Annotated in this window: 30 protein-coding genes; 15 read left to right on the forward strand and 15 right to left on the reverse strand. The window is 63.3% G+C overall.

What is annotated here, in order from left to right; all coding sequences use genetic code 11:
• Positions 1–35: 35 nt before the first annotated feature.
• Positions 36–248 (forward strand): hypothetical protein, encoded by a 213-nt coding sequence (locus MPE_RS19715; RefSeq protein WP_041930352.1) that lies wholly within the window; start codon positions 36–38, stop codon positions 246–248.
• Positions 249–293: 45 nt separating this feature from the next.
• On the opposite strand, the gene MPE_RS22955 is transcribed toward MPE_RS19715, so the two are convergent.
• The gene (locus MPE_RS22955; protein ID WP_011831480.1) at positions 294–1,058 is read right to left on the reverse strand and encodes a hypothetical protein; all 765 of its coding nucleotides are present in this window, start codon (positions 1,056–1,058) and stop codon (positions 294–296) included.
• Positions 1,059–1,065: 7 nt separating this feature from the next.
• The gene (locus tag MPE_RS19730) at positions 1,066–1,893 is read right to left on the reverse strand and encodes an HDOD domain-containing protein (RefSeq protein WP_011831481.1); all 828 of its coding nucleotides are present in this window, start codon (positions 1,891–1,893) and stop codon (positions 1,066–1,068) included.
• A 122-nt stretch (positions 1,894–2,015) separates the two neighbouring features.
• On the opposite strand from MPE_RS19730, the gene MPE_RS19735 reads away from it, so the two are divergent.
• The 7 genes from MPE_RS19735 to MPE_RS19765 all read left to right on the forward strand — a co-directional run bounded on the left by MPE_RS19735 (position 2,016) and on the right by MPE_RS19765 (position 6,555).
• A complete protein-coding gene (locus MPE_RS19735) occupies positions 2,016–2,651 on the forward strand; it encodes a hypothetical protein (protein WP_049820942.1) in 636 nt (211 codons plus the stop codon).
• A 168-nt stretch (positions 2,652–2,819) separates the two neighbouring features.
• Positions 2,820–3,197, forward strand: a complete 378-nt coding sequence (locus MPE_RS19740) for a hypothetical protein (RefSeq protein WP_041930353.1) — start codon at positions 2,820–2,822, stop codon at positions 3,195–3,197.
• 2 nt (positions 3,198–3,199) lie between these two features.
• Positions 3,200–3,745 (forward strand): hypothetical protein, encoded by a 546-nt coding sequence (locus tag MPE_RS19745; RefSeq protein WP_011831484.1) that lies wholly within the window; start codon positions 3,200–3,202, stop codon positions 3,743–3,745.
• Positions 3,746–4,186: 441 nt separating this feature from the next.
• Positions 4,187–4,432 (forward strand): hypothetical protein, encoded by a 246-nt coding sequence (locus MPE_RS19750; protein ID WP_011831486.1) that lies wholly within the window; start codon positions 4,187–4,189, stop codon positions 4,430–4,432.
• A 234-nt stretch (positions 4,433–4,666) separates the two neighbouring features.
• Positions 4,667–4,957 (forward strand): hypothetical protein, encoded by a 291-nt coding sequence (locus MPE_RS19755; RefSeq protein WP_011831487.1) that lies wholly within the window; start codon positions 4,667–4,669, stop codon positions 4,955–4,957.
• 72 nt (positions 4,958–5,029) lie between these two features.
• A complete protein-coding gene (locus MPE_RS19760; protein ID WP_011831488.1) occupies positions 5,030–5,326 on the forward strand; it encodes a hypothetical protein in 297 nt (98 codons plus the stop codon).
• Between the two features lie 38 nt (positions 5,327–5,364).
• Positions 5,365–6,555, forward strand: a complete 1,191-nt coding sequence (locus MPE_RS19765) for a hypothetical protein (protein ID WP_011831489.1) — start codon at positions 5,365–5,367, stop codon at positions 6,553–6,555.
• A 112-nt stretch (positions 6,556–6,667) separates the two neighbouring features.
• Here MPE_RS19765 and MPE_RS19770 read toward each other — a convergent pair whose 3' ends face one another.
• Positions 6,668–7,327, reverse strand: a complete 660-nt coding sequence (locus tag MPE_RS19770) for a hypothetical protein (protein WP_011831490.1) — start codon at positions 7,325–7,327, stop codon at positions 6,668–6,670.
• Between the two features lie 142 nt (positions 7,328–7,469).
• Between MPE_RS19770 and MPE_RS19775 the strand changes: the two genes are divergently transcribed.
• Both MPE_RS19775 and MPE_RS19780 read left to right on the forward strand, forming a co-directional pair.
• On the forward strand, positions 7,470–8,261 hold the full coding sequence (locus MPE_RS19775) for a hypothetical protein (RefSeq protein WP_011831491.1): 792 nt from the start codon (positions 7,470–7,472) through the stop codon (positions 8,259–8,261).
• A 142-nt stretch (positions 8,262–8,403) separates the two neighbouring features.
• Positions 8,404–9,771 (forward strand): Eco57I restriction-modification methylase domain-containing protein, encoded by a 1,368-nt coding sequence (locus tag MPE_RS19780; protein WP_011831492.1) that lies wholly within the window; start codon positions 8,404–8,406, stop codon positions 9,769–9,771.
• 115 nt (positions 9,772–9,886) lie between these two features.
• Here the strand turns inward: MPE_RS19780 and MPE_RS19785 are convergent, their stop codons facing one another.
• The 3 genes from MPE_RS19785 to MPE_RS19795 all read right to left on the reverse strand — a co-directional run bounded on the left by MPE_RS19785 (position 9,887) and on the right by MPE_RS19795 (position 12,166).
• The gene (locus tag MPE_RS19785) at positions 9,887–10,882 is read right to left on the reverse strand and encodes a lambda-exonuclease family protein (RefSeq protein WP_237706458.1); all 996 of its coding nucleotides are present in this window, start codon (positions 10,880–10,882) and stop codon (positions 9,887–9,889) included.
• Positions 10,883–11,014: 132 nt separating this feature from the next.
• Positions 11,015–11,278 (reverse strand): hypothetical protein, encoded by a 264-nt coding sequence (locus MPE_RS19790; RefSeq protein WP_011831494.1) that lies wholly within the window; start codon positions 11,276–11,278, stop codon positions 11,015–11,017.
• A 630-nt stretch (positions 11,279–11,908) separates the two neighbouring features.
• A complete protein-coding gene (locus tag MPE_RS19795; protein WP_041930354.1) occupies positions 11,909–12,166 on the reverse strand; it encodes a hypothetical protein in 258 nt (85 codons plus the stop codon).
• Between the two features lie 223 nt (positions 12,167–12,389).
• Between MPE_RS19795 and MPE_RS19800 the strand changes: the two genes are divergently transcribed.
• From MPE_RS19800 to MPE_RS19810, 3 genes are read left to right on the forward strand one after another with little or no spacing between them, the layout of a single operon-like run.
• Positions 12,390–17,237, forward strand: a complete 4,848-nt coding sequence (locus MPE_RS19800; protein ID WP_011831496.1) for a DEAD/DEAH box helicase — start codon at positions 12,390–12,392, stop codon at positions 17,235–17,237.
• 59 nt (positions 17,238–17,296) lie between these two features.
• Positions 17,297–18,760, forward strand: a complete 1,464-nt coding sequence (locus MPE_RS19805; RefSeq protein WP_041930355.1) for an SMEK domain-containing protein — start codon at positions 17,297–17,299, stop codon at positions 18,758–18,760.
• Positions 18,757–20,178 carry an argonaute/piwi family protein gene (locus MPE_RS19810; RefSeq protein ID WP_011831498.1) on the forward strand — a complete coding sequence of 474 codons (1,422 nt, stop codon included), beginning with the start codon at positions 18,757–18,759 and terminating at the stop codon, positions 20,176–20,178. The genes MPE_RS19805 and MPE_RS19810 overlap by 4 nt, the downstream gene beginning before the upstream one ends.
• 66 nt (positions 20,179–20,244) lie before the next feature.
• Here MPE_RS19810 and MPE_RS19815 read toward each other — a convergent pair whose 3' ends face one another.
• Positions 20,245–20,676: a hypothetical protein gene (locus MPE_RS19815; RefSeq protein WP_011831499.1), complete on the reverse strand. Its 432-nt coding sequence runs from the start codon at positions 20,674–20,676 to the stop codon at positions 20,245–20,247.
• Positions 20,677–20,834: 158 nt separating this feature from the next.
• Between MPE_RS19815 and MPE_RS19820 the strand changes: the two genes are divergently transcribed.
• Complete coding sequence (locus tag MPE_RS19820; protein ID WP_011831500.1) at positions 20,835–21,041, forward strand: DUF3563 domain-containing protein; 207 nt, start codon at positions 20,835–20,837, stop codon at positions 21,039–21,041.
• 71 nt (positions 21,042–21,112) lie between these two features.
• Here the strand turns inward: MPE_RS19820 and MPE_RS24105 are convergent, their stop codons facing one another.
• The 6 genes from MPE_RS24105 to MPE_RS19850 all read right to left on the reverse strand — a co-directional run bounded on the left by MPE_RS24105 (position 21,113) and on the right by MPE_RS19850 (position 24,081).
• Positions 21,113–21,337 (reverse strand): hypothetical protein, encoded by a 225-nt coding sequence (locus MPE_RS24105; protein ID WP_041930356.1) that lies wholly within the window; start codon positions 21,335–21,337, stop codon positions 21,113–21,115.
• Positions 21,338–21,339: 2 nt separating this feature from the next.
• Positions 21,340–21,837: a hypothetical protein gene (locus MPE_RS19830; RefSeq protein ID WP_011831502.1), complete on the reverse strand. Its 498-nt coding sequence runs from the start codon at positions 21,835–21,837 to the stop codon at positions 21,340–21,342.
• Positions 21,830–22,363, reverse strand: coding sequence for a hypothetical protein (locus tag MPE_RS19835; protein ID WP_041930357.1), 534 nt, complete (start codon positions 22,361–22,363; stop codon positions 21,830–21,832). The genes MPE_RS19830 and MPE_RS19835 overlap by 8 nt, the downstream gene beginning before the upstream one ends.
• A 142-nt stretch (positions 22,364–22,505) precedes the next feature.
• The gene (locus MPE_RS19840; RefSeq protein ID WP_011831504.1) at positions 22,506–22,724 is read right to left on the reverse strand and encodes a hypothetical protein; all 219 of its coding nucleotides are present in this window, start codon (positions 22,722–22,724) and stop codon (positions 22,506–22,508) included.
• Positions 22,725–22,829: 105 nt separating this feature from the next.
• The gene (locus MPE_RS22960; RefSeq protein WP_011831505.1) at positions 22,830–23,747 is read right to left on the reverse strand and encodes a hypothetical protein; all 918 of its coding nucleotides are present in this window, start codon (positions 23,745–23,747) and stop codon (positions 22,830–22,832) included.
• A 19-nt stretch (positions 23,748–23,766) separates the two neighbouring features.
• Positions 23,767–24,081 (reverse strand): hypothetical protein, encoded by a 315-nt coding sequence (locus MPE_RS19850; RefSeq protein WP_011831506.1) that lies wholly within the window; start codon positions 24,079–24,081, stop codon positions 23,767–23,769.
• Positions 24,082–24,292: 211 nt separating this feature from the next.
• Between MPE_RS19850 and MPE_RS24460 the strand changes: the two genes are divergently transcribed.
• A complete protein-coding gene (locus tag MPE_RS24460; RefSeq protein ID WP_011831507.1) occupies positions 24,293–24,919 on the forward strand; it encodes a P-loop NTPase family protein in 627 nt (208 codons plus the stop codon).
• Here the strand turns inward: MPE_RS24460 and MPE_RS19860 are convergent.
• Together MPE_RS19860 and MPE_RS19865 are read right to left on the reverse strand one after the other, a co-directional pair.
• Positions 24,868–25,803 carry a hypothetical protein gene (locus MPE_RS19860; protein WP_041930358.1) on the reverse strand — a complete coding sequence of 312 codons (936 nt, stop codon included), beginning with the start codon at positions 25,801–25,803 and terminating at the stop codon, positions 24,868–24,870. The two genes, MPE_RS24460 and MPE_RS19860, sit on opposite strands and share 52 nt — an antisense overlap.
• Positions 25,800–26,111, reverse strand: coding sequence for a hypothetical protein (locus tag MPE_RS19865; protein WP_041930359.1), 312 nt, complete (start codon positions 26,109–26,111; stop codon positions 25,800–25,802). Before MPE_RS19865 ends, MPE_RS19860 begins: the two co-directional genes overlap by 4 nt.
• Positions 26,112–26,120: the final 9 nt, after the last annotated feature.

Below are 26,120 nucleotides of genomic sequence, written 5' to 3' on the forward strand. Positions count from 1 at the left end.
GCTAGCATTGCTGCACATGCGTTACACTCGCGGCCATGAATCGGGAGATCGAACCGGCGCCGCCGGCCGACAGGGTGCAGATGAACGTGAGGCTCCGGCGCGACCTGGTGCAGGAGTTGATGCGCCTGGGCGGCCTGGAGCAGGCCGAGACGGGCCGCCGCGTCACCCAGCAGCAACTGTTCGAAGCCGCCGTCGAGAGCTACGTCGCTCAGCTGCGCAAGAAGCACGGCGCGCCCAGCAAAGGGTGACGACCCCGCTCCCTTGATCGGTGAGCTGGTCCGCGGCCGCGTCGGCTACCAGATGTCGACGTCGAGCGCCTTGACGAGCTCCTCCATCGGATCCACCGGCAATCCGTTCCAGAGGAGATCTGCCGGCCTAGCCACATTCAGCGACAGGAGCACTGGTGAAAGCGGCAGACCGATCGTCTTGGCCACGGCGCGCATCGTGCCCAGGTCCCGAAGTGTCGCTGGCTCGCTGTCACGCCACGCGCGGATCAGATCGAATGGAAGCCCTGTCTTCGTACAGGCCTCTTCCAGCGACTGCGAGAAGGTGGATGCGATGAACTCATCAAGCACGACCTCTGGGTGCCCGGCAAACTTCGCGCGGGAGATGTCGCCGAAATACTGAGCGAGGGCATGAAGCATCTGCTGCTTCGACTCCGAGCTACCCGCGAGCGCACGATCCAAGAGCGACTGGATCTCTTCCTTCGGTGCGTCTCGGTCGCCTATGCGATTGATCAGCGCCTTCATTGCATCCATGTCCACCACCCTTGCGGGATCAAACATGGCACTGGCCAACGCGCGTATGTCCTCCGTTCTGAGGACGTCGGCCAGGAAGAAGATCCTCACGCACGGACACCCGAGGAACTGAGCAGTCTTCTCGATCTGCGCGCGCCCGAGGTGATCGTAGATGCTCAGCGGGCGGCTGTTCGGCTTCGCGTCAAAGCATTCGAGCAGGACGTCCGGATCAAACCCGCACGCCGTCGCGGCATCCTCGAACTCGATGCCTCTCTCAATGGACTTGTCGATGATCGCCTGGTACAGGCGCTCCGCGATCATGCGCGCCTCATGAGATGGCTGAGACCAGTGCTCCAGCCTGGTCGGCGCTTCGCTTCAGCTGATCCGCCAGCCACTTCTGCTCCACGCCTAGCGAGCCGAGAGTTTCGCCACCGATGCCTTCGAGCACCGACTCGATGCCGTCCCCTCTCAGCGCGCCGCTCGCCGACACGCTCCCGCAGTAGACGGCCGAAGGGAGCCCGCGTGGCGCTGCGTCACGCGCGATGTACTGCTGCACTGCCTCAGTGATCGTCGCTGGCAAACCCCACCGCCTCAGGAGCTCGCCACCGACCTGGGCATGATCGAATCCAAGCACTTCTTTCTCGACTGCGGCACGTGCCGGAAGGTCCATGGCGACTGACCGATCGCGCACCTGCTGAGCCTCATCCGGCAGAGTGAGGTGCATGACGAGCACGCCCAAGCTGTGCAGCAGGCCTGCGGCAAACGCCGAAGACCCCTCGCTACTGCCTCGCGCCGTGATCGCCGCCGCCACCTGCCCAGCGATGGCGCTGTGCATCCAGTGGTTGGTCATGTCCACGCCACGAACGGTCCCGACTGCAGACATTGCGCATGACGCGAGGACCAGCACCCTGAAATCGCTGATTCCGAGCACCCGAATCGCGTGCTCGATCGTGCCTACGCTGCCCTTGCTTCCGTAGAAGGCGCTGTTGGCCAGGCGCAGCGCTTTCGCGGCCACCACCTGGTCCTTGGCGATCACATCGGCGATCTGACGCATGTCCGAACCATCGCTTCGCGTTACGCGGTCGAGCTCCAAGACGACTTCCGGCAGATGCGGCAGTCGTGTGGCCTGTCCAAAGACGCGGTTCAGATCGCTCATATAGACCCCGAATTCTAAATTTCGGCCCACCTGTCTGGAAGGTTTATTCGCGCATGTTGCCGATCTCCGTGGGCACCGTCCACCTGGACCCCGCTCCACCAACCTTCCGACAGGAGAAGCTCATGCTGACCATCGCTCAACAATCACATCAGTCCCGTGATCTCGCTTTCACCGTCGTCGGGTTCTTTCCGAGCGGCGAGGGCTACTCCGACACCGTGCTCGCTCGCGACCCCGAGGAAGCCAAGATCCGCGTCATCTCGGATCTGCGCTACTCGGAAGAGGGCGGCGATCTGGAAGTCTCCTGCGTCCTGGACGCCGCCGGCAAGGTGGTGGAGGACTCGACGGCCGACGCGTTCGACATGCTTGTCGAATCCGACGCCCTGGAGATCCTGATCACCCACCTCCGCGAGACGATTCCCGGCCCGGCCACCTCGGCCGCGGACGCGTCGGAGGCCAGTGAGATCGACATGCTCAACACCTACCTCGAACTGTTCGAGCTGGTGCTGAGCGACGCGCCCCACGCGCTCGATGGCCTGACCATCGGTGCCGACGGGTACGCGGACGAAGACCTGACGTTGCGCTTCATCGACTCGATGGGCGCCGACCACGAGATCATCCCCGCCGAGGCGCTTCTGCACCTTGCGAGGAAGTCGCTTCAGCTGGGCTTCGGCCCGGCCGCCGCGCAGATCGAGTCCCTGGCCACGCGGGCCCGCTCCGCGGTGAGCCTCGCGGTTCTCGAGGCGATCTGCGAGTCGTGATCCGCCAGGCCTGCGCCCCGCAGCCTTCCACCCCCGCCCCAACCGGCGGGGGTTTCCTTTTTCCTCATCCGCCGCGCGCAAAGCATGTCCGGCCTCGCCACGCCCGTCGTCACCCTCGCTGTTCGTCATCACCGGGCATCCCGACAACGTGCGAAAGCACATCCAATCATGCTCAAGTCTGACCACACCACAGTCGGCGCCTCGGCCGACCTGATCGTCTGGCGCTGGCGCAAGCCCGGGCCCTACGAGTTGCTCTTCCTGCGCAAGGGCGCGACCTGCTTCTACACGAAGCGCGGCAACGAGATCCTTTGCCACGTCGTGCGCGCTCCGTATGGCGCCCTGGACCAGGCGACCCAGGTGGTCTCCGGCGACTCTGCTGCAGCCGTGATCGCCGACCTCTCCAAGGACGGCGCGATCGAACACAGCATGCCGGGCGACATGCCTCACTGGACCGACGAGGGCGTTCTGCTCGACTTGGTCACCCCGGCGGCGGTTCAAGCGATGTACGCAGCCCCGGCTGCCACACTCGAAACCCTGGAGTTCTGACCATGGAAAAGCTCGACTTCTTCCTGTCGCTCGTCACCGAGAACCCCGTGACGCTCAACAAGATCGGCGACAACAAGGCCTTCCCCGGCTGCGAGGAGTACGCGATCGATCACCTCCGTCTGACGCCAGGCTTCGAGCTGGGCGACTTCATGGAGGACAGCACCGTCTCGGTTGCCGAGGAGGTGTTCGTCGTCGACGTGTCGCCTCCTGGTGCCGAACCGAGCAAGGCGGCTCACGCCGTGTGGCGCGTCGCGCTCAAGAGCGGCCCTGTCGCCTTGATGCGCGTGCGCATCACCGGTGTCGAGGACGACCAAACGGCAGAGATCATGCTCGAAGGCTCCGGCCAGGTGATCGAGGATCTCACTCTGGAGCCCTACCTGCAGCTGTCGATGGTCGAGGCCGCGCGCCGCGAAGCCTTCGAAGAGCTCAACAAGATCGCTCTGGCCACGGCCAAGCTGATGAAGGGCGTCACATCGCTGTTCGGCGACCCCGACCAGCAGGAAGCCGCAACCGCCACGCTCGGCCAGGCTCTGTCGTTCGCCGACTGACCAGCCTCAATCCCTCCAAGCCGCCCCTTCGTGGGCGGCTTTTTCTTTCAGCGGAACAACAAGACCCGGTTGGTGGTGGCAGCACCGCAAGCGGCGGCGGCGACGAGGACGAACACGGTTGTGTAAGGCCAACGCGTCTTATAGGCCCATGTTCTCGATTACCAAGGGCACAGGCCAACGCAAAGACCTTTGCACATCCCCCAACCCTTCAGGAGCTCCCAAATGACCCTCGTCCTCTGCGCTATCGCCATCACCGGCTACATCCTCAGCCGTCCGGTCGTTCGCCTTGCGGACAACCTCGGCTGGCTGTGATCTGAACCCGCTCTCGAAGCCTTGCTTCGCTGAGCTAGAGCCCTCCAAGACCATGTCTTGGAGGGTTTCTTCTTTTCCTGTGTGCCGCATCTCGTTTGGCAGATCCAACCAACCCCACAGGAGCATCCCATGCACACCTCTCCCGCCCAGGCCGCACCCGCGGTGCGCCTGCCCATGAACGTGAAGTGCTTCGACCGCGCACCGTACAAGGACACCGTCGAAGTCCAGAGCGGATGGCACCCCGACGGCCGCCGCTTGATGGTGACGATTCCGAACCCGATGTCCAAGAGCTGCCGGTACGACCTGAAGCTCGAGGAGCCGGGCTGTCAAGGCTGCCGCTGGCAGCGCGAGGACGATCCGCGAGACGTCGCCTAACCAGCACCAGAGGCCCGACCGCCACCGGTCGGGCCTCTTCCCTTTTTTGTTCCGCGCTCGACTGGAAAGCGGTGTCTACGCGATCTTCCAGCCCTTACCGTGGAAAGGATCGTTGACGCCTAAGTCGTTGTTTTGCTTGATGTTTTCGATTGCTACAGGTCGTTCGTCGAGCCTATGATTAACGCTTATGCAGAAGCACTCTTGCGCTGCGACAACTCACTAGGGAACACGATCATGTACGCACAGACCACGAACAACGACCACGGCGCAATCGACATCGGCCTGGAGTGCCTCGGCTGCATCGGCGACGCCGGCCAGGCCACTTGCAAGATGTTCGCTGACGGCCTGTGCACCGGCAACCGCGCCGGCAAGTGCATGCGCGCGGCGATGGTCGACCACGCCGAAGCCCAGGCCGAGATCATCCTGGCCACCATCGCCCTGATGGCGCGCACCGCCAAGTCGGGCCGCGACCTGCGCGCCCAGCTGCCCAAGATCGAGAAGATCATGGCCGCGACCGTCGCCTGATCAGAATCCAATCGCTCCATCTGCTTTACACATACGTGTGATTTCGCTATAGTCGCCACCACAACACATATCATGAACGGTCTGAACGCTTTTTCCCCCATCGAAATCGGTCTCGACGCCCTCGGCGTGTCGTCCCCTGAAGGGATGCTGCAGCAGCTGGGTGTCGAGGGTGTCTATGGTGACGACATGGTGAAGCGGGTGACGAAGCGCGTCGAGGAGACGCTGATCGACCACCCCGAAATCCGCAGCGAGATCGTCGCGGCCGGCCTGTACATCCTCCTCGGCGAGGTGGATGACATCGAGCAGGTTCGTAGCGTGGTGCTGCCGCGGATGGACCTTGCCGTCGACCGCGCACTGGTGGCCGCCTAAGAGCGAGTCCATCTGCGCGGAAGCAGAATGAGAATTACATGCTGGCAGAAGCGTCGGCGATCGAGATCGCCGAACTGACCGCAGCCGACGACGGCCGGGACAGCCCACAGCTCGACAATCTCTCGACACAGGCCGGCCTCGACGAGGCTGACCTGCGCGAGATCCAGGCCGAAAGCGCAGCCGCGCCGGCCTCCCCCCTCGAAAACATCCTCGCGGAATACATCAAGAATCCCTCGGGCGACAAGACACGTATTGACAAGATCGCCTCGATCATGTTCAATGATGCCCGTGTTCGCAAGATCTGCCGCTTGCGAGCACTGAAGAACGGCGTCGACATCGACGAAGTCGATGACGTGCTTCAGCGGACGATGGAGGTCTTCTTCGCCAAGATGCTTGCGAAGATGCGTTCGTCGGATGCTGTTTACGCAGTGGTCTACGCGGTCGCCAACAACGTAGCCAAGGAAGTCTCTCGGGAGGCGTTCGCCCTGGTCATCAACCACGACTCGATCGAGGTGATGAAGGAGAAGGGTGACGATCTTCGGGAAGCCGACCTGGCCGGACGAGAAGAAGAAGACCGCGACTTCATGGTCGACACCCGGATCAACAACTCATACCTCAGCACTCGCCTCAAAGGCGTATTGGAAGGAAAAGGTACCTTGGGCGACACGGGAGTCTACAAACCGGAGTTCGAGACCGTGCCCTTGGTGAGCGTCACCAAGGTCAAGCGCGCGGAGGGCGACCAGCCCGCTGCGCAAGTCATCGACATGCCGAAGCCGCGGCCGGAGCAGGCCAAGCGCGATCTGTCCGCCGATCAGCAAGAACTGGTCGACATGATCGAGAAGCTGGGCGTGCGCAACCAGGACTTCGCCGTGCAGATCGGCATCGGCCTGCCGCGTCTGTCCTCGTACATCTACGGGCGCACGGCCTCCGTTCCGAAGGAGGTCATGGATCGTGCGCGCGAGGTGTTCCACGATCAGAGCCATGGCCTGAAGGAGCTGAAGAAGCGCTTCGACAAGCCGATGTCCGAGATCCTCAAGTCCTGGGCCAAGCGCCTGGATGCGAAGACGAACGAGGAACTGGCCAGCCTGCTGAGCGTGACCACGATGACGATCCATCGCTGGAACACGAACGAGACCAAGCCGGACAAGACCGCGCTGGTCCGCTACGACGCGCAGGTCGGCAAGATCGAGGAGGCGATGAAGTCGGCGCTCAAGCGCGTCTCCGGCTGACCTCGAGCAAGCCGCTTCCTCCGCAGACAGGGGCCCACTTCGGTGGGCCTTTTCCTTTTTTGCACGGTGCAAAGAAGAAGGCCCCCACGAATGTCGTGAGGGCCTGTCAGGGTTAGCGGCTCATCCGGGTGCCCTGCATGAAGGCAACCCAGTTCTGCGCCTTGGTCAACGTCTTGAAGCGAGCGTGGAGCTCGCCGTCGGCGGTGACCTGGTGGGGCAGCTTGTCGTCGCCCGAGGGGCTGATCTCGAGCTTGGCCATGCGGTACGTCGGGTGACGGTACAGCTCGCGTTTGCTCGTTGCGTCGATGATGCGCACGATCGAGGCGTCCAGGATGGCCGGACCGCCGCAGTCGCTCTGCTTCTCGATGATCAGCGGCACCTTCAGGAAGCCCGTCGATCGACCGATGCGGCCGAGCACGTCGTGCTCTTCCATCCAGTCGTTGCCGGTCTCGTGGTCGCCCAGGAAGATGCGCAGCTTGATGCCGCGCTCGCGGGCGTCCTCGAGGATGCGGCGAACCGGCTGCGTCGTGCGCGGGTCGAACCAAGTGCCCAGGTCGCGGCCGCTGTCGCGCAGCATGTTGAGCAGCTTGATGTAGTTCTCGTACTGCTCCAGCTTGCCGATCTGATCGGGCGTGGGCTCCAGAGCCTTCACGCCCAGGCGTTCGGCCAGGGCCTTCGCCTCGCGGAAGCAGTTCTCGAAGCCGAAGCACGAGTAGCCGCCGGCGGACTTGATGACGAAGAGCTTCTGCTCGTTGTTGATGGTCACGTTCATGGTTTCTCCAGGGGAGGGTTGTCGGGATACCCGGAGATGGCGCACGCACGGAGTGAATCGGTGGCGTCGTCGTGGCGCGTGTCGCGCATCACGTCGCATCAGGGGCACGGTGCCCCTGCGTCACCACGAAAGGAATCTACGAATGAGCATCAAAGCACTGGCCCTGGCCATCGAGCAGAACTACGCCGCCGGCATGTCCGGCGGGGACGACACCCAGTTCCAGGCACTGATCGACCTTGGCGACCAGGCTGCGGAGATCATCAAGATGGAAGACGAGCTCGTCGCCAACCGCGAGACGCTGCGCCGCGTCTGGGCCCTGGCTCAGCAGCTGCAAAAGTCCCTTGGGTGGATCGAGACCTTCATCCGCGAGCACGGCGAGTGGTGGGGTAGCGAGGACGTCGACACGGCCGAGAACGAGTGGCTGAGCAACGCGCGCGATCTGCTCAAGCTGTTCGAAGACGTGCCCAAGACGGCCCCCGAGGCCTCGGCCGCGCGTCACAGCAACCCGCTGTCGATGTTCACCGAGACGGAGCTGCTCGACGAGCTGCGCGGCCGCGGTGCGGTCGCAAGCGTCTGGACTGCCGAGGATCTGTCGTTCCTCGACGAGGATGCCCCCGAGGGCGTCACCGACGAGGAGCTGCCCGCTCTGAAGGCGCGCGCGCTGGAATCTGCCGGCCGCAGCCTGGAGGACATCCTCGGGGCGCGCGGCAACGAGCACCTGGCCGACTGGTGGCACATGAACTGCGACGACGTCATGAGCGCGCACGAAGAATCGCTGGTCAAGGCCTGCGAAGCCGCCGGCGTCGAAATCGTGGACGATCACACGATCACCTGGCAGCACGGCGGAACGGTCCACAGCGGCACCGGCTCCTCGTTCGAATCGGTGGCCGCGGCCGCCCGCGACGCGATTCGCACGCTGCGGATCAAGATCTGACGCGCAACCCCTCAAGCCCCTCCCAGTTCGCTGGTGAGGGGCTTCTTCTTTCTCGGGCGCAGCGCAAGCGCGCGTGAGCCAGCGTGTTCCTCATCTCGCAAAGCAAGGCGTACGTCACGCCTCTTTCAACGGAGAACTTTCAATGGACATGTTTGGACAATCTGACCGCGAACTGGCGATCGACGCGCTCCACGCTTCGACCGCCATCTACACCGCGGACCCCGTGGTCAACCAGCTGCTCGACATGCTGGACTGGCCCAACGGCACGCGCCGCCTGGTCGACCCCAGCTGCGGCGATGGCGCCTTCCTCGGTCGTGCGCTGGAGCGCCTGCTCCTCGCGTACCCGAACATCGACGACGCGCGCCTGTCGCACGTGATCGAAGGCTGGGAGATCCACTTCTTCGCGGTGTCGGAAGCCCGTGCACGCGTTGCCGGTGTGCTGGTGACTCATGGCCGCCAGGCGGCCGACGCGCGAGCACTGGCCGAAGAGATCGTACGCCACGGCGACTTCCTGCTGGAGGGCCCTCGTGAGCCGGTCTACCATGCGATCGCGGGAAATCCCCCGTACCTTCGCTTCGCCAATGTGCCGCAACCGCTGCGCGACGACTACGAGCGCGAGCTGCCCGACTACGCGACGGCCGACATGCTGCACAGCTTCCTCGATCGCTGCGCGCTGTCCCTTCACGGGGACGGCGAGATCGCTTGTGTCACGAGCGATAGGTGGCTCTTCAATGAAAACGCCGCGCGCCTGCGCGAAGCGATCGGACAACGACTTGGCATCGCTCACCTCGAGCGCCTGGACGTCACGAGCGCCTTCTACCGGCCGAAGCTGCGCCGCCGCGGCGCGCCGCCGCGGATTCACCCGGTGGGCGTGGTACTGCGGCATGCCGCCCAGTGCGCTTCGCCGCTCTCGAAGGCTCCGGTGTTCCCGGGCGCTGACGACGAGGTTGACGCCGGCGGCCCGACGCTGGGGGAACTCGCGAAGGTGAGCATCGCCCCGTGGCTGGGCACCCCAGGGATCTTCCTGATCCACGAAGAAGTGGCCAAGGGTCTGCCGCGCGACGAGTTGGTGCCGGCGATCGACACGGACGACATCACGCAAGGCGTGCTCGGCAAACCGACGCGCTACGCGATCCGCACGCGGCGCGACGTGGACCCGAGTGCTGCCGTCATGGAGCACCTGGATCGCGAGCTGCCACGCATGTGCGCGCGCGGCCGCAAGAGCCCGCGCTGGATGCCGCCCGAGTCGTTCGAGAAGTTCGATCTCTCGCAACCGTACCTGCTGGTGCCTCGCATCGCGAAAACGCTGCGCCCTGTGCGCGTGCCCGCTGGCATGCTGGCGGTGAATCACAACCTGTCGATCGTTGCCGCCGGCGACCGATCCCTCGACGAGCTCGAGGCGATCCTGTCGAGCGACAAGGCGATGGAGTGGATCAGCCGGCGCGCGCCGCGACTGGAGAACGGCTACTTCAGCATCACGACGCGTCTGCTCCGGTCCCTGCCGGTGTAGCGCTCAACCTCACCCCGGCCTGGCTCTCTTCGGAGACCAGGCCGCTTTTCTTCGTGAGCTTGGCGCAGGCGCAAAGAAAAACCCCACCCAGCAGCGCTGGATGGGGTGGGGTGGGTTAGACCGTCAGGATGAACGAATCGTCGACCACGGTTGCGATCGGGTCGACCTTGGCGTCCGACTTGGGTTGCTCTTTCGGCATTTGCAGCGCTTCGGGGTTGATCTCTTCCGCGGTTGCAGCCTCTCTCACCTGAACGGTGGTCGAGTCTTTCTTGCGGAACTTCTCTTCCTCTTCCGGCGTGTACGTGAAGCCCTTGGAGGCCAGGAGCTTCGCCATGTCCACGGTGCCCTTGCGGGTCACGCGGGTGACGATCACTCCGGCACCTTCGCGTTTCTGTTCGTCGTCTGCAAGCAGCGAGATCAGCGCCTTGCGGGCGGCTTCTTCGCGCTCGGCGGCCGCGTCGGATTCCATCTTCAGGGCGCGCCACAGCGTTGCTGCAGCAGCCCATTCGTCGGACTCCCATACGCGAGCCGTTACCCGTTCCCAGAATCGCAGCGAGGCATCGATGATGGCTTGCTGACGAGCAGGGTCTGGGTAGACGATCACCAGGGCGCCGTTGTCACCGTCGAACGACCAGTAGTGCAACTCCTTCGCTCCCGAGACAAGCAGCTGCTGCTGCGTCTGGTCGACGTAGTAGTCGGGCACCAGGCCGTTCTTGGCGAGCATGTGCGCTTCTTCGCCCGGGCACTTCACCTCCAGCGCGATCGAGCCGTCGATCTCCAGTCCGTCGAGCGAGGCCCTCAGGATCGGATGCGTCGTGCTCTCGAGAACCATCGGCACCATGATGTTGCCGGTGTGCTTCTCGTAGGCTGCTCGCGCCTTCGGCTCCAGCTTGATGCCGCGCATCATCGCTGGGTTCATCTTCGGCCCCGGGTCGAGGCCGATCTTCTGCCGGTACAGGCCGTAGGGTGTTGTCCATTTGGACCTCCCCATGACCGCGGGCGCGTCAGACGCGCCCAGTCCGTTTAGTCTCCACGCCAGCCATTCAGGTGTTCCCTGCTTGGCCTGGGCGCCCGAGACGACTCGGTATCCCATGTGGATTTGCTCCTTCACGTTGAACAAGAGCGACGTGCTCCTGGTGAACCGTGATGAGCCACTCGGGCGTGTACTTCGACCCCCGGACGGAATGCGCAATCCAGAAAGAGAAGCCCGCCCAACGCATGAAGCTAGGGCGGGCAGGGTGGTTCAGCTGGCGGCCGGCGCGGGGCCGTTGGCCAGCGCGTAGCGCCAGAGCGTGTTCTCGGGTCGTTGCCCGTTCCAGCGTTCGACCAGCGAGACCGCTGACCGCGCAAGGGATGCGATCGGTGTGTAGCGCCAGTTGTCGTCGCTCCAGCACGGCTCGTGGGTGCCGTTGAAGTCGCCGACGGTCGTCTTGCCGGTGGGGATGTGGGTGCGGGTGAAGTGGAACGGCCTGGCCAAGGTAGCCGACCGCGATACGATGGCGCTCATGTGATCTCCGTTGGGGGAAGCGGCGGCGCCGCGAAAGCGTGTGCCCAGGAGATGCGAAACGGCCGGGTGGAAGCTGGAAAGAAACAAGGCCAGGTCACCAATGGTGAGCCCGGCCCTGGTCAAAAAGATCGGTGCGACATGGTCGCGCGCGATCTGATGCCGAAGCATCGTTTTTGACTCAGGGCCGGACTCGACAACAGTAAGTCATTTGCGTTTTCTCGCGGTCTGCGAGCAACTCGAGCTAGTCGTGTGTCTTCGACTCTCACTTCCTACGAGGCCTCTGGGGCTCGATCGATGTCCACCCACGGGTTACCGGGTATGTGACGTGTCTTTTGGGTGTCTGCAGCTGATTCATCAGCAGCACGAAACCTAAGGTTGTGGGAAAGCGGTGCACCGCACCTCCAAACCAACCGCGACCAATCGGGAAGCATTGAGGAAACACACAGCTCAGTCTGTCTGGGGTAGTACGCTGACCCTTAGACAAGGATGACTGCAGGGAGCATGTGCTCGGAACGGGCAATGACGCCTCTCGCTCTCTTACCGTGCCCCACGTGATGCGTAACGCGGGCACATACGCGATCAGTGCAAAGAAGAAGCCCCGAGCGCACATGGTGCACCCGGGGCGGCTGGTTAGGGCCTGCTTACATCTTTGAGCTTCGCGCAGATCTTCTCGGCCTCCTCCTCGAGGCGCTTGCGCTGGACCTGTCCGGCAGAGCCGAAGCTGTTGCGCGCGGCTTCCAGCTGAGCTGACTCGCACGCGGCGCGCGCCAGGTGCAATTCGCTGACACGCGCGACGCCGGCGAGGACGTAGCAGCCGTAGGCGATGCCGAGCAGGACTAGGAGCTTGAAGGGCAGGTCTGCGTTCAGAGCTTTGACGATGGTATCCATGGGGATCTCCTCAGTGGTTGACGTGACCACTGGGGATGCCTTGCGCGCACACGTACCCTTGCAGCCCGTCCGTCGCATGCGACTACCAGGAGGTGGCGAACACATACCCTGAGCAATTCCTCCATCCATCATTGCCCGCCTTCCTCTGTTCGGTAGCGCTCAGCTGAAGGCACAATCTCCCGGTTCATTCAAGGTGTCGGAACAAGCATCCAGGGAGATCCAGTTGAGCAAGCGCACGCCGAAGGTCACATCGCTCGATGACGTGCTGTCTCACTTCAGAGAGGCAGCGCGTACGAACCGCGACCTTGGAACCAGCTTCGAGCGACTGTTCGCAACCTACCTGGTGACTGATCCGCAGTATTCGGACCGCCTGAGCGACGTTTGGCTTTGGAGTGAGTGGCCGGATCGCTGGAGCGTCGACGTCGGCATTGACCTGGTAGCCCGAGAGCGCGGCACCGGCGAGTATTGGGCGATCCAGTGCAAGTTCCTCGATCCAGATACCTACCTGCAGAAGGCTGAGATCGACTCCTTCTTCACCGCCTCCGGGAAGAAGTTCTCAACCAAGGACGGCTCTCGGCACTTCGCGCATCGGCTGATCGTCTCCACGACTGACAAGTGGAGCAAGCACGCCGAGGATGCGCTGGCCAACCAGGTCACACCGGTCAGCCGACTCTGGTTCAAGGATCTCGCGAACAGCCCGATCGACTGGGCGAAACTCGATCTGGCGCGTCCCGATCAGTTGCGACTGGTGGCGCGCCACGAGACGCGACCGCACCAGGACGAAGCGATCGACAGTTCGCTGGCAGGCTTCAAATCGGTCGATCGCGGCAAGCTCATCATGGCCTGCGGCACTGGCAAGACGTTCACCGCTTTGCGTCTGGCAGAGCGTCAAACACCGAAGGCCGGCCGCATCCTCTTTCTCGCGCCGTCGATCTCACTGGTGTCGCAAACGCTGCGCGAGTGGACCGCGCAGGCGCAGGAGCCCTTTCACGCGTTCGTTGTCTGCTCGGACAGCAAGGTCGGCAATGACGACGAGGATCTGAAGACGCACGACCTAGCGTACCCGGCAACCACCGATCACAAGGCTCTCGCAGCCGCGGCGAAGCTGCTGAGCAAGAACCGACGCACCGTCGTCTTTTCCACCTACCAGTCGATCCAGGTGGTGGCGGACGCGCAGAAGCTCGGCCTGGGTGAGTTCGACCTGGTGGTGTCCGACGAGGCGCACCGAACCACTGGGCTGACTCTCGCAGGGGATGACGCATCCGAGTTCGTGAAGGTGCACAACCCCGCGCTGATCAAGGCGAAGAAGCGTTTGTACATGACCGCCACGCCGCGCATCTACGGCGAGGCCTCGAAGACGAAGGCCGGCGAGCGCGAGGCGGTTCTCTTCTCCATGGACGACGAGGAAACCTTCGGCCCCGAGTTCTACCGCCTAGGGTTCGGGAAGGCCGTGAGCCTCGATCTGCTCTCTGAGTACAAGGTGCTCATCGTGGCGGTGGAAGAGGAAGCCATGGCCGGCTTGGCCAACGCCTACAACAACGCCTACAAGCTCGACGACAAGCGCGCGCTCGACATTCGCTTCGCCACGAAGATCATCGGGGCTTGGAAGGGTCTGTCGAAGCACGGCCTCGTGGAGGTTGACGAAACCGGAGATCAGGCTGCACTGCAGGAGGACCTGCAGCCCATGAAGCGCGCGGTTGCCTTCTCAAGATCGATCCGCGACTCGAAGCAAACCACCGAGGTATTTGGCCAGTTGGTAGGTCTGTATCACAGGATGCACGCCGGCGAGGAGACCAAGCTGGTCGAGTGCGATCTTGACCACGTGGACGGAGGAATGAACGCGCTGGTTCGCCTGAACAAGCTGAACTGGCTGCGCGCCAACCCTGGCGATGGCTCGTGCCGCATCCTCTCGAACGCAAGGTGTTTGTCCGAAGGGATCGATGTCCCGGCACTTGACGCGGTTGCGTTCTTCGACACGCGAGAGTCAGTGGTCGACATCGTGCAGTCGGTCGGCCGCGTGATGCGCAAGGCGCCCGGCAAGAGGTTCGGCTACATCATCCTGCCGGTGTGCATACCTTCGACGAAGGTCGCGAAGTACAACGACTACATCGAGAGCGACCCACAGTTCAAGGGGATCTGGCGCGTCATCAAGGCTCTGCGCGCTCACGATGAGTCGCTGGTGGACGAAGCAGAATTCCGTCGGAAGATCACTGTGATCGGCGACAGTGGGGGCAAGAGTGGCGGTCAGGATCGGAAGAACGAGAACCTGCCGCTTGACTTCCCCGTCCTGCCGCTCGACAAGGTTGCCGAGGCCGTGTATGCGGCCGTGCCCAAGAAGCTGGGCGACCGCGAGTATTGGAGCCAGTGGGCGCGTGACGTCGCCCAGATCGCTGACCGACTGGTCGCGCGCATTCGCTCTCTCGTCGAGCGCCCAAAGCCGAAGAAGGCCTTCGCATCCTTCCTCAAGGGTCTGCGCGAGAACCTGAACCCGGCGGTCTCACCGGACGAGGCCATCGAAATGCTGGCGCAGCACATCATCACGCGCCCTGTGTTCGAGGCCTTGTTCGAAGGCTACTCGTTCACGAAGAACAACCCGGTCTCACAGTCCATGCAGAAGATCGTCGAGCTGCTCGATGATCATGAGGTCGGCAGCGAGACAGAGGGCCTGGAGAAGTTCTACGCGAACGTGCGTGACCGGGTCAGCCTGGCCAAGAGCGAGAAGTCCCGCCAGGAGATCATCCGTAATCTGTACGACACCTTCTTCGGCAGCGCCTTCCCGCGCGTTGCCGAGAGACTGGGGATCGTCTACACGCCGATCCCTGTCGTGGACTTCATCATCCGCAGCATCGAGGTCGCGCTGCGCCGGCACTTCGATGCAAGCATCTCCGATGAAGGCGTTCAGCTCCTCGACCCGTTCACTGGTACCGGAACCTTCCCGGTTCGTCTTCTGCAGCTGGGATTGATCCGCCCGAAGGCGCTAAAGCGCAAGTATCTGAGCGAGCTGCACGCCAATGAGATCGTGCTGCTGGCCTACTACATCGCCACGATCAACATCGAGAGCGCCTTCTTTGCCGTCGCCGGCGAGCACTTGCCGTTCGAGGGGATCGTTCTCACCGACACCTTCCAGCTCAACGAACCGTCACAGGGTGACGTAGAGGGCGGCTTCTCCATCGAGAACAGCTCGCGAGCCAAGAAGCAGCGGCAGCAGCCGATTCGAGTGGTATTCAGCAATCCGCCTTACTCTGCGCAGCAAGACAGTGAGGGCGACAACAACAAGAACGAGGACTATCCGCTTCTTGACGAACGAATCGCCAGCACCTACGTGGCGCGTTCGAAGCGAAAGCTGTTCAAGAACATGTACGACTCGTACGTGCGAGCGATCCGCTGGGCATCCGACCGGATCGCAGATCGGGGGGTGGTCGCCTTCGTGACGAACGGCTCGTTCCTGAAGGCGCCCAATCTCGACGGCGTCAGGCTTGGTCTCGTGGAGGACTTCAGCCACTTGTACGTCTTCAACTGCCGCGGCAGCGCGCTGGGCCAGGGAGAGATTCGTCGCAAGGAGGGTGGTGGGATCTTCCGCGAGGGCTCCAAGACACAGGTGGCGATCACGGTCTTGGTCAAGGACCCCCGGCATCAGGGGCCCAGTGAGCTTCACTACTACGACATCGGTGACTACCTCACGACCGAGCAGAAGCTCGATGCGATCGAGCGTCTTGGAAGCATCGAGAGCGTGCCCTGGTCCCGGCTGCAGCCAAACGAGGATGGCGATTGGGCCGAGCAGAGCGACCCCAAGTTCGCGACTTTCTTGCCGCTTGGGGACAAGGACGGCAGCGGCGATCAAGTGGTGTTCGGTGTCTATACGCTTGGCGTCATCACGAACAGGGACGCATGGGTATCAAACTACTCGAAGCAAGCCGTAGCACACAGCGTTCACAAGCTGCTCGAGCAGTACCGTGCCGACTTGCGCAAGTACAGCAGCGCAGTGAAAGGTCTGAGCAAGAAGGAGTACCCCGACGTCGACGGATACATCACCACTGACAGCACGCGCATCAGCTGGACCCGTTCGCTGAAGGCAAACCTCAAGCGCCTGAAGAAGCTAGAGTTTGACGAAGCAGCCATCGTCAAGACGGCGTACCGACCGTTTGCGCCGCGGTGGCTTTACTTCAGCAGAACGCTGAACGAGATGGTGTACCAAGTGCCGAAGCTCTTTCCCACGCCAGCTCACCCCAACGTGGTGATCTCGAGCACCGGCGTGGCCGATCGCAAAGGCTACTCGGCCTTCGCCGTCGACAGCATCCCGAACATGCACCTCACCGACACGGGCCAGTGCTTCCCGATGTACTGGTACGAGAAGGTTGGCGGAGATGACGACGACGAAGAGGTTGATCGTCAGGACGAGCTCTTCAGCTCGGCAGCATCAAAGCAGGTTCCCGACGAATTTGGCTACATCCGACACGACAGCATCACGGACTGGGCGTTGCAGCAGTTCCGGTCGACTTACTCGGACAAGAAGATCAGCAAAGAGGACATTTTCTGGTACGTCTATGGCGTTCTCCATTCGACGGAGTATCGACAGAGATTTGCAATCGACCTGAAGAAGTCGATTCCACGGGTGCCATTCGCTGAGGACTTCTGGGCGTTCAGCGCGACCGGTCGCAAGCTCGGAGACCTCCACCTCGGCTACGAGAGCGTCAATCCTTTCGATCTCCACGAGGAGGCGGGACGGCTGGTCATGGAGGCGAAGGACTACAGGGTTACGAAGATGGTCTTCGCGAAGAAGGACGGTGGCGCAGACCAGTCGGCCATCGTTTTCAACGAGCATCTCGTGCTGCGTGGCATTCCTGCCCAAGCCTATGAGTACACGATCGCGGGCAAGTCGGCAATCGAGTGGGTGATGGAGATGTACCAAGTCAAGGTCGACGCGGACAGCCAGATTCGCAACGACCCCAACGCATGGTTTGACAACCCGCGTGAACTGGTGGACCTGCTCAAGCGCGTCATTCGAGTCAGCGTAGAGAGCGCCAAGCTGATCCAGAGTCTTCCAGCATTGGCTGAGCGGAGCTCGCCGTGAGTGAGGGCGTCGTCATTTCGCGGACATTCGATCGCTCGCGCAGGTTCTGAAGGCATAACTTGAAGCACCTTGCGCTACTCCACGAGTTCACGGATCTGATGTCGCAGCTCGTGACGCAGGTGGAGGCCTCCGCGGCCATGAGCCAGTTCGACATCCACCGAGCATCCGAAGGGTTGGTGTTGGGGCTACTGCGTGAGTTATATGGTTGGCCGAGGCTGCGCAATCTGAACACGGAAGAGCGAACCAACTTCCCTGGGATCGATCTCGCTGACGACGAGGCGCGCGTGGCAGTGCAGGTCACGGGCACGCCGACGCTGGACAAGATCAAGGGAACCGTCTCCACCTTCCTGACGCACGGCCTAGACAAGCGGTACGACCGACTGGTGATCTATGTCCTGACTCGGAAGCAGGGCAGCTATTCGCAGGACGCGATCGACAAGGTGTCTTTGGGACGCGTGAACGTCAGTGCTCGCGACGACATACTTGATGTGCGTGACGTGTGCGCCAAGGCGTCGACCGTTGATCCAAAGACTTTGGCGAACGCACTTGAGGTCCTTCGCTCCTACATGCGAGGAGGCGTTGCTGCCGGTCTCGCTGAGGAGGACTTCGACCCTCCCGCATTCCCGGTGGAGCGCGCCATCCTCAATCTCATTGAGGTCTACTTTCCAGCGCGCATCTACGTTGCGGACCTGCGCGACGATGTGGGTTCGAAGGCCGACAGGCGTCCGCGCAATGAACGCAAGCTGATCAGGACTACGCTGGAAGAGTTGAACTTGCGTGTGCCCTCCGGCTACGAGGTAAGCAGCAGGCAGTTAATTACCTTTCACCCACTTGATGATTCTCAGGGGCCTTTTGCGAGACTAATAGAGCTTGGGACAGTCACCCCGCTGGTTCCGTCAGAGTTCTATGGGAGCAACAACGATCAGGAGCGGATCTTCAAGTCGTTGCTACGCTTCACGCTGCAGCAGAAGTTGCACAGGCATCGCGTGCGCTGGTTTCACGACGATGGGCTCTTTGCGTTTCTGCCGTTTGATGACAAGGAGTCACTTCGCGAGGAGACGTGGACAGGTCACAAGAAGACGTCGCGCCGAGTGTTTGAGCGAAAGCAGAACAAGAACGACCCCAGCAAGACCTTCATCTGCAAGCACTTCGCATTCGCCACCGACTTCGTGCTGAACGACGGTCGTTGGTATATCGCGCTCACCCCCGACTGGTACTTCAGCTATGGCGACGACTATCGGCGCTCGCGGTACGCGGACGAGTCGTTGAAGTGGTTGAAGCGGAAGGAAGTGAATCGAACAGTCACCGACCACTTCCGGTTCTTGACGTCCTGGCTAGCAGCTCTCGATCAGGACGATTTGTTCGCTCTGGCTGCAGGTGGCGCGCCGACGCTAACTTTCGGTGAGGTACTGGCGTTCGACAATCACCCATCTCTTGATGATGAGGCTTGGCTGCCGCTGCGCGACGCCACAGGCGACGACGACGAGGCCGCGACGATCAAGGGCCTATTCGACTCAGAATGAAGCTCGAACACATCCCGGAACCACGACTACGGTTCGCGTCCGGCGAACACATCTGCCCGCGCAGGGGCATCGCAGCTTACGGCGTGTTCGATCGGAGCATGGACTCCCGCCGCACTGACGTCATGATTGGCGGGGTAGGCACCGCTACATGCATCGAAGCGCTCGGCCGGTGGGTTGAGCGCTGCAGTTCGGAGATTCCTGCGCCGGAGACGGCGAAGCAACCGAACCTGCGGGTGCCGTTCCCCGGGGTCGGCCGCGGCCACGCTTTCGATGCCAAGCTGGTCTTTGGCAGTGACCTCGCTCGGACACTGAAGAAAAGCGAGGTCGACGAAATCGTCGCCATTGGCGACCGAACCACCAGGCTGTCGAAGGCTATTGACCTTTACTACGAGCACATAAAGTTCCTTGCGCAGAATCGGCAGATCGACGCCGTGGTCTGCGTGATTCCCGATGCTCTCTACAAGGTGGTAGCGACGGAGGAGTCGAATCCGCTCGAAGAGACACTTGATGCAAGTGTCGAGGTGGCGTCGGAGCTGAACTTCCGGCGCGCACTGAAGGCCAAGGCCATGCACTTGGGCAAGCCGTTGCAGCTCATACGAGCCTTCTCGCTTGAGAGCAACAAGAAGGGACAGCAGGACGATGCCACTAAGGCATGGAACTTCTGCACGGCGCTCTACTACAAGGCTGGGCCACGCGTTCCATGGAAGTTGTCAGCCGACGACAGGCGACCTTCATCTTGCGCGGTCGGGATTGCGTTCTATCGCAGTAGAGATCGACAGGTGCTCAACACCAGCTTGGCGCAGATCTTCGATGAGTTGGGCAACGGTCTGATCCTTCGTGGCACCCCGATCGACATGACTCGGGATGACCGAGTTCCCCACCTCAATGCCCAGCAGGCCTACGACCTTCTAACTGCCGCACTCAACGAATACAGAGTCGCGTTGCGCAACTTTCCAGCGAGGATCGTGGTCCATAAGTCGTCGAACTTCTCAGCGGAAGAGATCGACGGCCTCAGCGAGGCGGCCTCCGACCTGAGGATTGATACCGTTGATTTGGTCACCGTGATGGACTCGAGGTTGCGTCTCTTTCGGGAGGGAAACTATCCTCCGTATCGCGGGACAAGGATTGAGATGGACGACCGCCGCCACGTCCTGTATTCCCGGGGCTCGGTTTGGTACTACAAGACCTACACCGGGCTCTACATCCCCGAGCCTATTGAGTTGCGAATCGTGCGGTCCGAGGAGTCTCCGTCGTTCATCGCTCGCGAGATTCTGGGACTGACCAAAATGAACTGGAACAACACGCAGTTCGATGGAAAGTACCCTGTTACGCTCGGATGCGCGAGAAAGGTCGGCGAGATCATGAAGTACCTGAGCGACCGGGACGATCCGCAGATTCGCTACGGCTTCTACATGTGAGCCGAAGCTGCGAATGTAAAACGCCCCGGCAGATGAACTGCGCGGGGCGTGATGGGGTTGGCCTGGTCAGGGAGCCGGGAAGGGTTCGATCAGGTCGGCGGTGTCGAGCGAGCCGTGGAGCTCGTCGAGCTTGAGCGTGTCGAGGAAGTTCTCGAACAGCGCCTTGCGCAGCCGATCGGCCGAGACCGTCTCGCCGGCGTCATAGCCGAGCGACACGACGCCGGTGATGGCGATGCCGACGGTGACGCCGAAGTCGCCTTGCGCGTGCGCCGCGTGTTCCGTGATGCGTTGCGCGATCGCCTCGAGGTCTCCCTCGGCCGTTCGCTTCGCGCTCGCGCCGATCTGCGCCTTCGCGGCGGCGATCGCCGCGTCGGCCCGGCCGAACATCGTCTGCAAGCTGGGCAGCGTCGCGTCACCGACGGTGCGCGCGTACTGGGTCATCTCCTCCAGCCGGGCGAGCAGCTGCTCGACGGTGACCGGTTCGTGGTTGGTGTGCATGTCGTTGCTCCTGTGAAAGAAGAAGGGCGGATTCCCTTCGTAGGAGCGAGATGCAGAACGCGTGTCCGCAACTTCCGATGCCGAGTTGGGCGGCGATTCCGGGCTTATTGCCTCGACGCGACAGGCCGGTAGCCGGTACGATCTGAGGGTTAACCCTAATGCCCCTGAAGAACGCCATGAGCGCCCTGCTTTCCTTCCTGAAAGGTCTGTTCCAGATCTCCCTGCCCACCCAGCGTGAACTCGACGAGGCCTACCTGGCCGGCTCGGTCGACATGAGCGACCTCGAGCGCCGCATGCGTGAGATCGACGGCCGCGGCCGCAGCTTCCACCGGAACGCGCCTCAGTTCGGGCTGTACGTCCGCTGACCGTCTGCGCTGGCCGGCGCGACGAAGAAGAACGCCCCGGCAGATGAACTGCGCGGGGCGTGTGGGTGGGTTTAAGCCGTGGGCTGTCTCACGACGTTGTAGTGCACGCCGCTGACGCCGTACGTGCGCTCCAGGTCCTCGACCCGAGGCGTCACGAATTCGACGCAGCAGTCGCCCAGGCCGTGACCTGTGTCCTGGTTTGCGAACTGACGCCCTTGAAAGCGCCCGCCGCAGCAGGTGCACAAGAGCCAGCGAATGGGCTTCGCCGCGTCCGGATGGATGACGGTGGCCGCCATGTTCAGATCTCCTTGAGTTGAGCTTTGGTGTCGGCGCTGGTCGCCGCCACCCAGTAGAAGCCGGTGGCGTCCTGCTGGCGCTTGAGCATAGGCACCTCGATTTCGTCGAGTAGCTTCTCCCAGTTGCTGAAGCAGTAGCCTCGGCCGGCGAAGCCGGCTTCGACCGAGCCGATCATCCAGACGTTGCCGTGCAGGTCCTCGCGGAGACACCACTCGGCTCGCCATGGATCGCGCGCCTTCAGCTTCCTCGGGCAGTTCGTGCACTCACCTTCGTAGGTGCACATGCCGTAGGCCGTCGGGTTGCCCAGCTTGGCCATTCCGCGCAGCGTGTCGAGCGCCGCAGGCTTGGTCATCGGCCGCAGTTCACACCTGGTGGTGGGCGAGAGCGACCAGAGTCCCAGCCGATTCCTGCCTTGACCGTCCGGTCCGCGCGGGTCGAACTGGTCATCCAGGCAGACGCGATGCGAGATCTGCACCCGTTGGGCGACGATCTCAGCCATTGCCCAGCTCCGCCAGCGCGCGCCGCAGCGCGTTGCGCATGTCGTCCTTCGACTTGGCCATGCTGTAGTGCTTCAGCGCCGAGCCGCCGCCGCGCAGGATCGCATCGAGATGCGTGTCCAGCTGGGCGTCGGTGATGCCGGTGCCGGCCTGGAGGCCGAAGTGCGCCATCAGGTCCGCGATCGAGCAGCCTTCGCTGCGGATCTCGATGTCGGTGTGCTTGATGTAGGCGCTGAAGGTGAAGTCCTTCTTGCCCACGGCCAGCAGGTCGCACTCGGTGCGGATCTCGTTCTCGTCGCCCACGCGTTCGACTTCCTCCGGCTCCGCCTCGGGGTCGAACTGCAGGAACTGGGCGCGGTAGTCGAACGACTCGATGCGGTGCAGATCGTTCGCTTCGGCCAGGGCCGCGAGCTTGACGATCTTCTTGGCGGTCTCCAGGTCGATGGAGAAGACCACGACGCGCGGCGTGATGTCGCACTCGCCGCCGCCTTTGGCCTCGACCTTGTAGTCCTTGTTCGTGATGCTCATGTTGGGTTCCTTTCGGGTGTTGCGGGTGTTCCGCGGTTGATGTACCCGTGGAGATGCGCAACACCTGGGCGCACTGCCGCCGCCGCCGCCCGGCAAAGAGAAACGCCCCGGCAGCATGGCTGCGCGGGGCGTGAGGGGTTGGTCAGTTCGACGGCGAGGCGTAGCCCGGCTCGACGAACTCCTGGAACATCGGGTCGGGATCCCAGCCCTGTTCCGTTTCGACGTGGATCATGCGTCCGGTGGCGCTGTTGAAGCTGGTGCTGAAGGCGCGGATCTCGCGATCGCGCAGCAGCTTCGACGCCGCGGCGTGCGCCAGGTGGTACGAGTGGTCGCGCGCGGGGTAGTCCTGCAGGTTGAGCATGGTGGCTCCTGTGTTGGAGGGTTGACGAACACCTGGTGATGTCCATCTCGCGCGAAGAAGAACGCCCCGGCAGATGAACTGCGCGGGGCGTGAGGGGTTGTTGCGTCAGGCTTCGCTCAGCGCGGCCGTTTCCACGGCGCGTGCGCGTTGCTCGATCACCGACTTGAGCTCGGCGATGTCGGCGCCGGCCTGCAGGCAGCTGTCGTCGTTGACCAGCGCCTCGACGAGCGATTCCGCGAACTGGTTCGGGCTCCAACCGGGCTCGCCGATCTTGGTCGCCAGGTTGTCGAAGGCGAGCTTGACCAGGTCGGCCGCGCCGCACACGTCGGTGTCCGAGATGCCGAAGCGGGCGACCAGTTGGTCGATCCACGCGTCGAGCGACTCGGGTTCGGCCGGCGCGCCGGCGGGCTGCTGCTGCTCACGCGCGGCGAGCACTTCCTGGAGGTAGCCCCCGAGGTGCCAGCCGTCGGGCAGCTGCTGCCGGTTGAACCAGTAGAACGCCGTGCGGATGGCCATGTCGGCGTAGACGCCGCTGGGCAGCATCTTGAAGTCCGGCATCGGCTGGTTCACCGATCGCCCTTCGGCCGCGTACATCGCCTCGAACCGATCGCGTTGGCTTTCGATCTTCGACTTCTGGTCGGCCTTCAGGTCGGCGAGCTGGGAGCGCAGTCGGCCGGTCTCGAGCCAGAGCTCGTCGGCGGTCCGCCCGCTCTCGCGGTGGATCTCAGGCGCTCCCTTGGCGCGTCGGTAGCCCGAGTGGGTCTCGACGTTCATCGTGTAGTCCGGCTGATGGAACATCTCCTCGAGCTCGCGCTCGGTGAAGTGCACCAGCGTGCCGACGTCGGTGAGGACCTGGTAGAAGGTCAGGCCTTGCTGCTGCTCGCTGCCGACCAGCACCGCGTTGCCGATGCGCCGGCCGTCCTTCGTGCGCAACTGCGCGCCGATGTCGGTCCAGCCCTTGGCTCTGCCGGTTGCCCACGGCGGCAGGAACTCTGCCAGGGCTTCTTCGTAACTCTCGTTCATGCTGAACTCCTGTTGATGGTCAGTGCGCGCCGCCGCGCAGCTTGCGTTCGTGTTCCTCGACAGCCGGGCGGACGTGCGCCGGCATCCAGCCGCCGCAGCGCTTGATCTCCACCAGCACATCCAGGGTCGCCCGCTGGATGCCCGCGTAGCCGCGCGTGCCGTACTCGATCAGCGCCTGGCGGCGCGCCGAGCGGATGTCGCCCTCGTACTCCTTGACGGTGCGGCCGAAGGCCGTGTCGACGATGAAGATGCGAGGAACGGTGTTGGGCCGGTAGGTGAGCGGCTTGTCCTGCTGATTGCCGACGAGCTTCGGCGTGGATTGAAAGACGTGCATGGGTTCTCCAGTGAAAAGGCAAGATCGCCTCGTCCATGGAGATGCAGCACATGCACGACGACACCTGTGATCTACTCACGGTCGAGCGCACAACTCCGGCGCCGCCCGCCCGCACTGGGAAACACGCTTCGGCGTGACGGACGCACACACCACCTCGACCTTGCGGCGTGAGGTGCAAGCGGGCAGCACGTACAGCGCCGAGGAGATCGAGATGACCAAGCCCGCCCGGGCTCCGGCGACCGCCACTCTGGTCGCCAAGGCCAAGCGTGCCGCCAAGTCGATTGCACGATCCACCGGCATGAGCCACACCGAGGCGCTCGAGCGCGCCGCGGCCGACGCCGGCTACTCCAGCTGGCACGAACTCCAGCGTGCGCACGCCGCGGCCGCGCCGGCGCCCGAGCTGCTCGTGGATCCGAAGCTGCCGAGACGCTTCGACCAGACACCGAACGAGGAACGATCGAAGGCGCATCTGGATGCGTGGTGGGACCGGCCATTTGCGCTTCGCCGGCCGGATGGGCAGTACGACGTGCGCTGCCTGGACGGCGGCGCCTGGGATCGCTCGACGTGGTACGGGCTCGCACCGGACCTGGAGGCGGCGAAGGAGTTGGCGGTGAAGAAGCTCGCGGCCTGGCGCGGGTTCCGCGAGGCCCCAGTTGTCTCGATGACAGAAGGAGGCGAGGACCTGGTCGTGCGGATGCCGCAGCGGCCGGACCAGCCGATGGAGATCCTCTACAGGGCGAAGGACCATGCCGACGCCGGTCGCTGGCTTCGCGAGCATCGCGAGGCTCAGCAGGCCGCCGGTTCCGGCGTGGAGTCCGAGAAGTCGACGGTGGGGTAGGGCGCCGGGTCGTCGACCATCGTCGCTTCGAGGTCGAGTTCGACCGTCTCGTTGGCCTTGTGCGGCACCGAGAGGTAGGCCTCGAGCTTGTCGATCTTGAGCCCCGGGTCGATGCCGAGCGCGGCGAACCTGCCGGCCAGCCACGTCCAGAAGGCGGGGTGGCGATTCACCGCGGCCAGGCCGTGGTCGAGCAGGTGCTGCTGGGGCACCTTCGGGTTGGACAGGCGCAGGCACTGGGCGTTGTGCTGGGCGTCCCAGTAGTGGACCAGGACTCGGACCTGGTTCGGGCGCATGCTGTCAGGGCACTGGCCGGCCAGGATCGCGCAGTAGCGTGCATAGCCCGCATCGTCCAGCAGGATCTTGGCGGTGCGCACGAGGGTGCCGCGCGCCAGGCCCGTCGACGAGGCGACGGCCTCGGAGAAGACGGGCAAGGCGGAGTGGTTCGACCCTTCTCCGCCGGGCTCGGCCGTTTCGGCCAGCCGACTCAGCCGGTCGCGCGCCGCGGCAGCGACGCCCTCGAATTCGGTGTCCGACGTGAAGTTGCGGACGGCCTGCAGCAGCAGCGCCGGGAGGATCGGCCCGCGATCGCTCTCGTGTTGGACGGCGGTGAGCACCGTCACCACGATGCCGCCGCGGATCTGGCTCAGCGGCTTGGTGACGGCGACGAAGAACTGCTTGTCCGGCAGGGAGAAGAAGAGTTCGTAGACGCAGCCTTCGAAGTGGTTCTCGGCGCGGTTCAGCTGGACGGCCATGCAGTCGGCGAACGCATCGAGCATCGCCTGCTCGCTCATCGTGGTGCGCTCGGCCAGGCGCTTTCTGGCGTGCGGGCTGAGCGAGTAGACCAGTCGGGGGGAGGGCGCCACTGGGCGCAGGAGCGTGATCACGGGTTGCCGTTCGGGTAGATCGCCACGCCGACGGCCGGCTTGCCACGCGCGCGCAGCTCGGCCGCCGCGCGCTCCATCCATTCGGCCAGCTTGTCCAGCGCCTGCTCGGCGTCGTCGGCTTCCACCTCCGGCTGCATGTCGGTGATTTCGGCCACGACCCGCTCGATCCTGAGGCTGGTGGTCACCCGCAGGTTCAGGGTCAGCCACGTGCCGCCGCGGCCGGCCTGCTTGTTCACCAGCTTGTAGTCGGTGACACGCGTCGGCAGCGGCTCGTCGACGTGCTGCGACTTGATCAGTTCGATGCTCATTGTCTCGAC

The organism is Methylibium petroleiphilum PM1 (assembly GCF_000015725.1).
Classification (GTDB): Bacteria; Pseudomonadota; Gammaproteobacteria; order Burkholderiales; family Burkholderiaceae_C; genus Methylibium; species Methylibium petroleiphilum.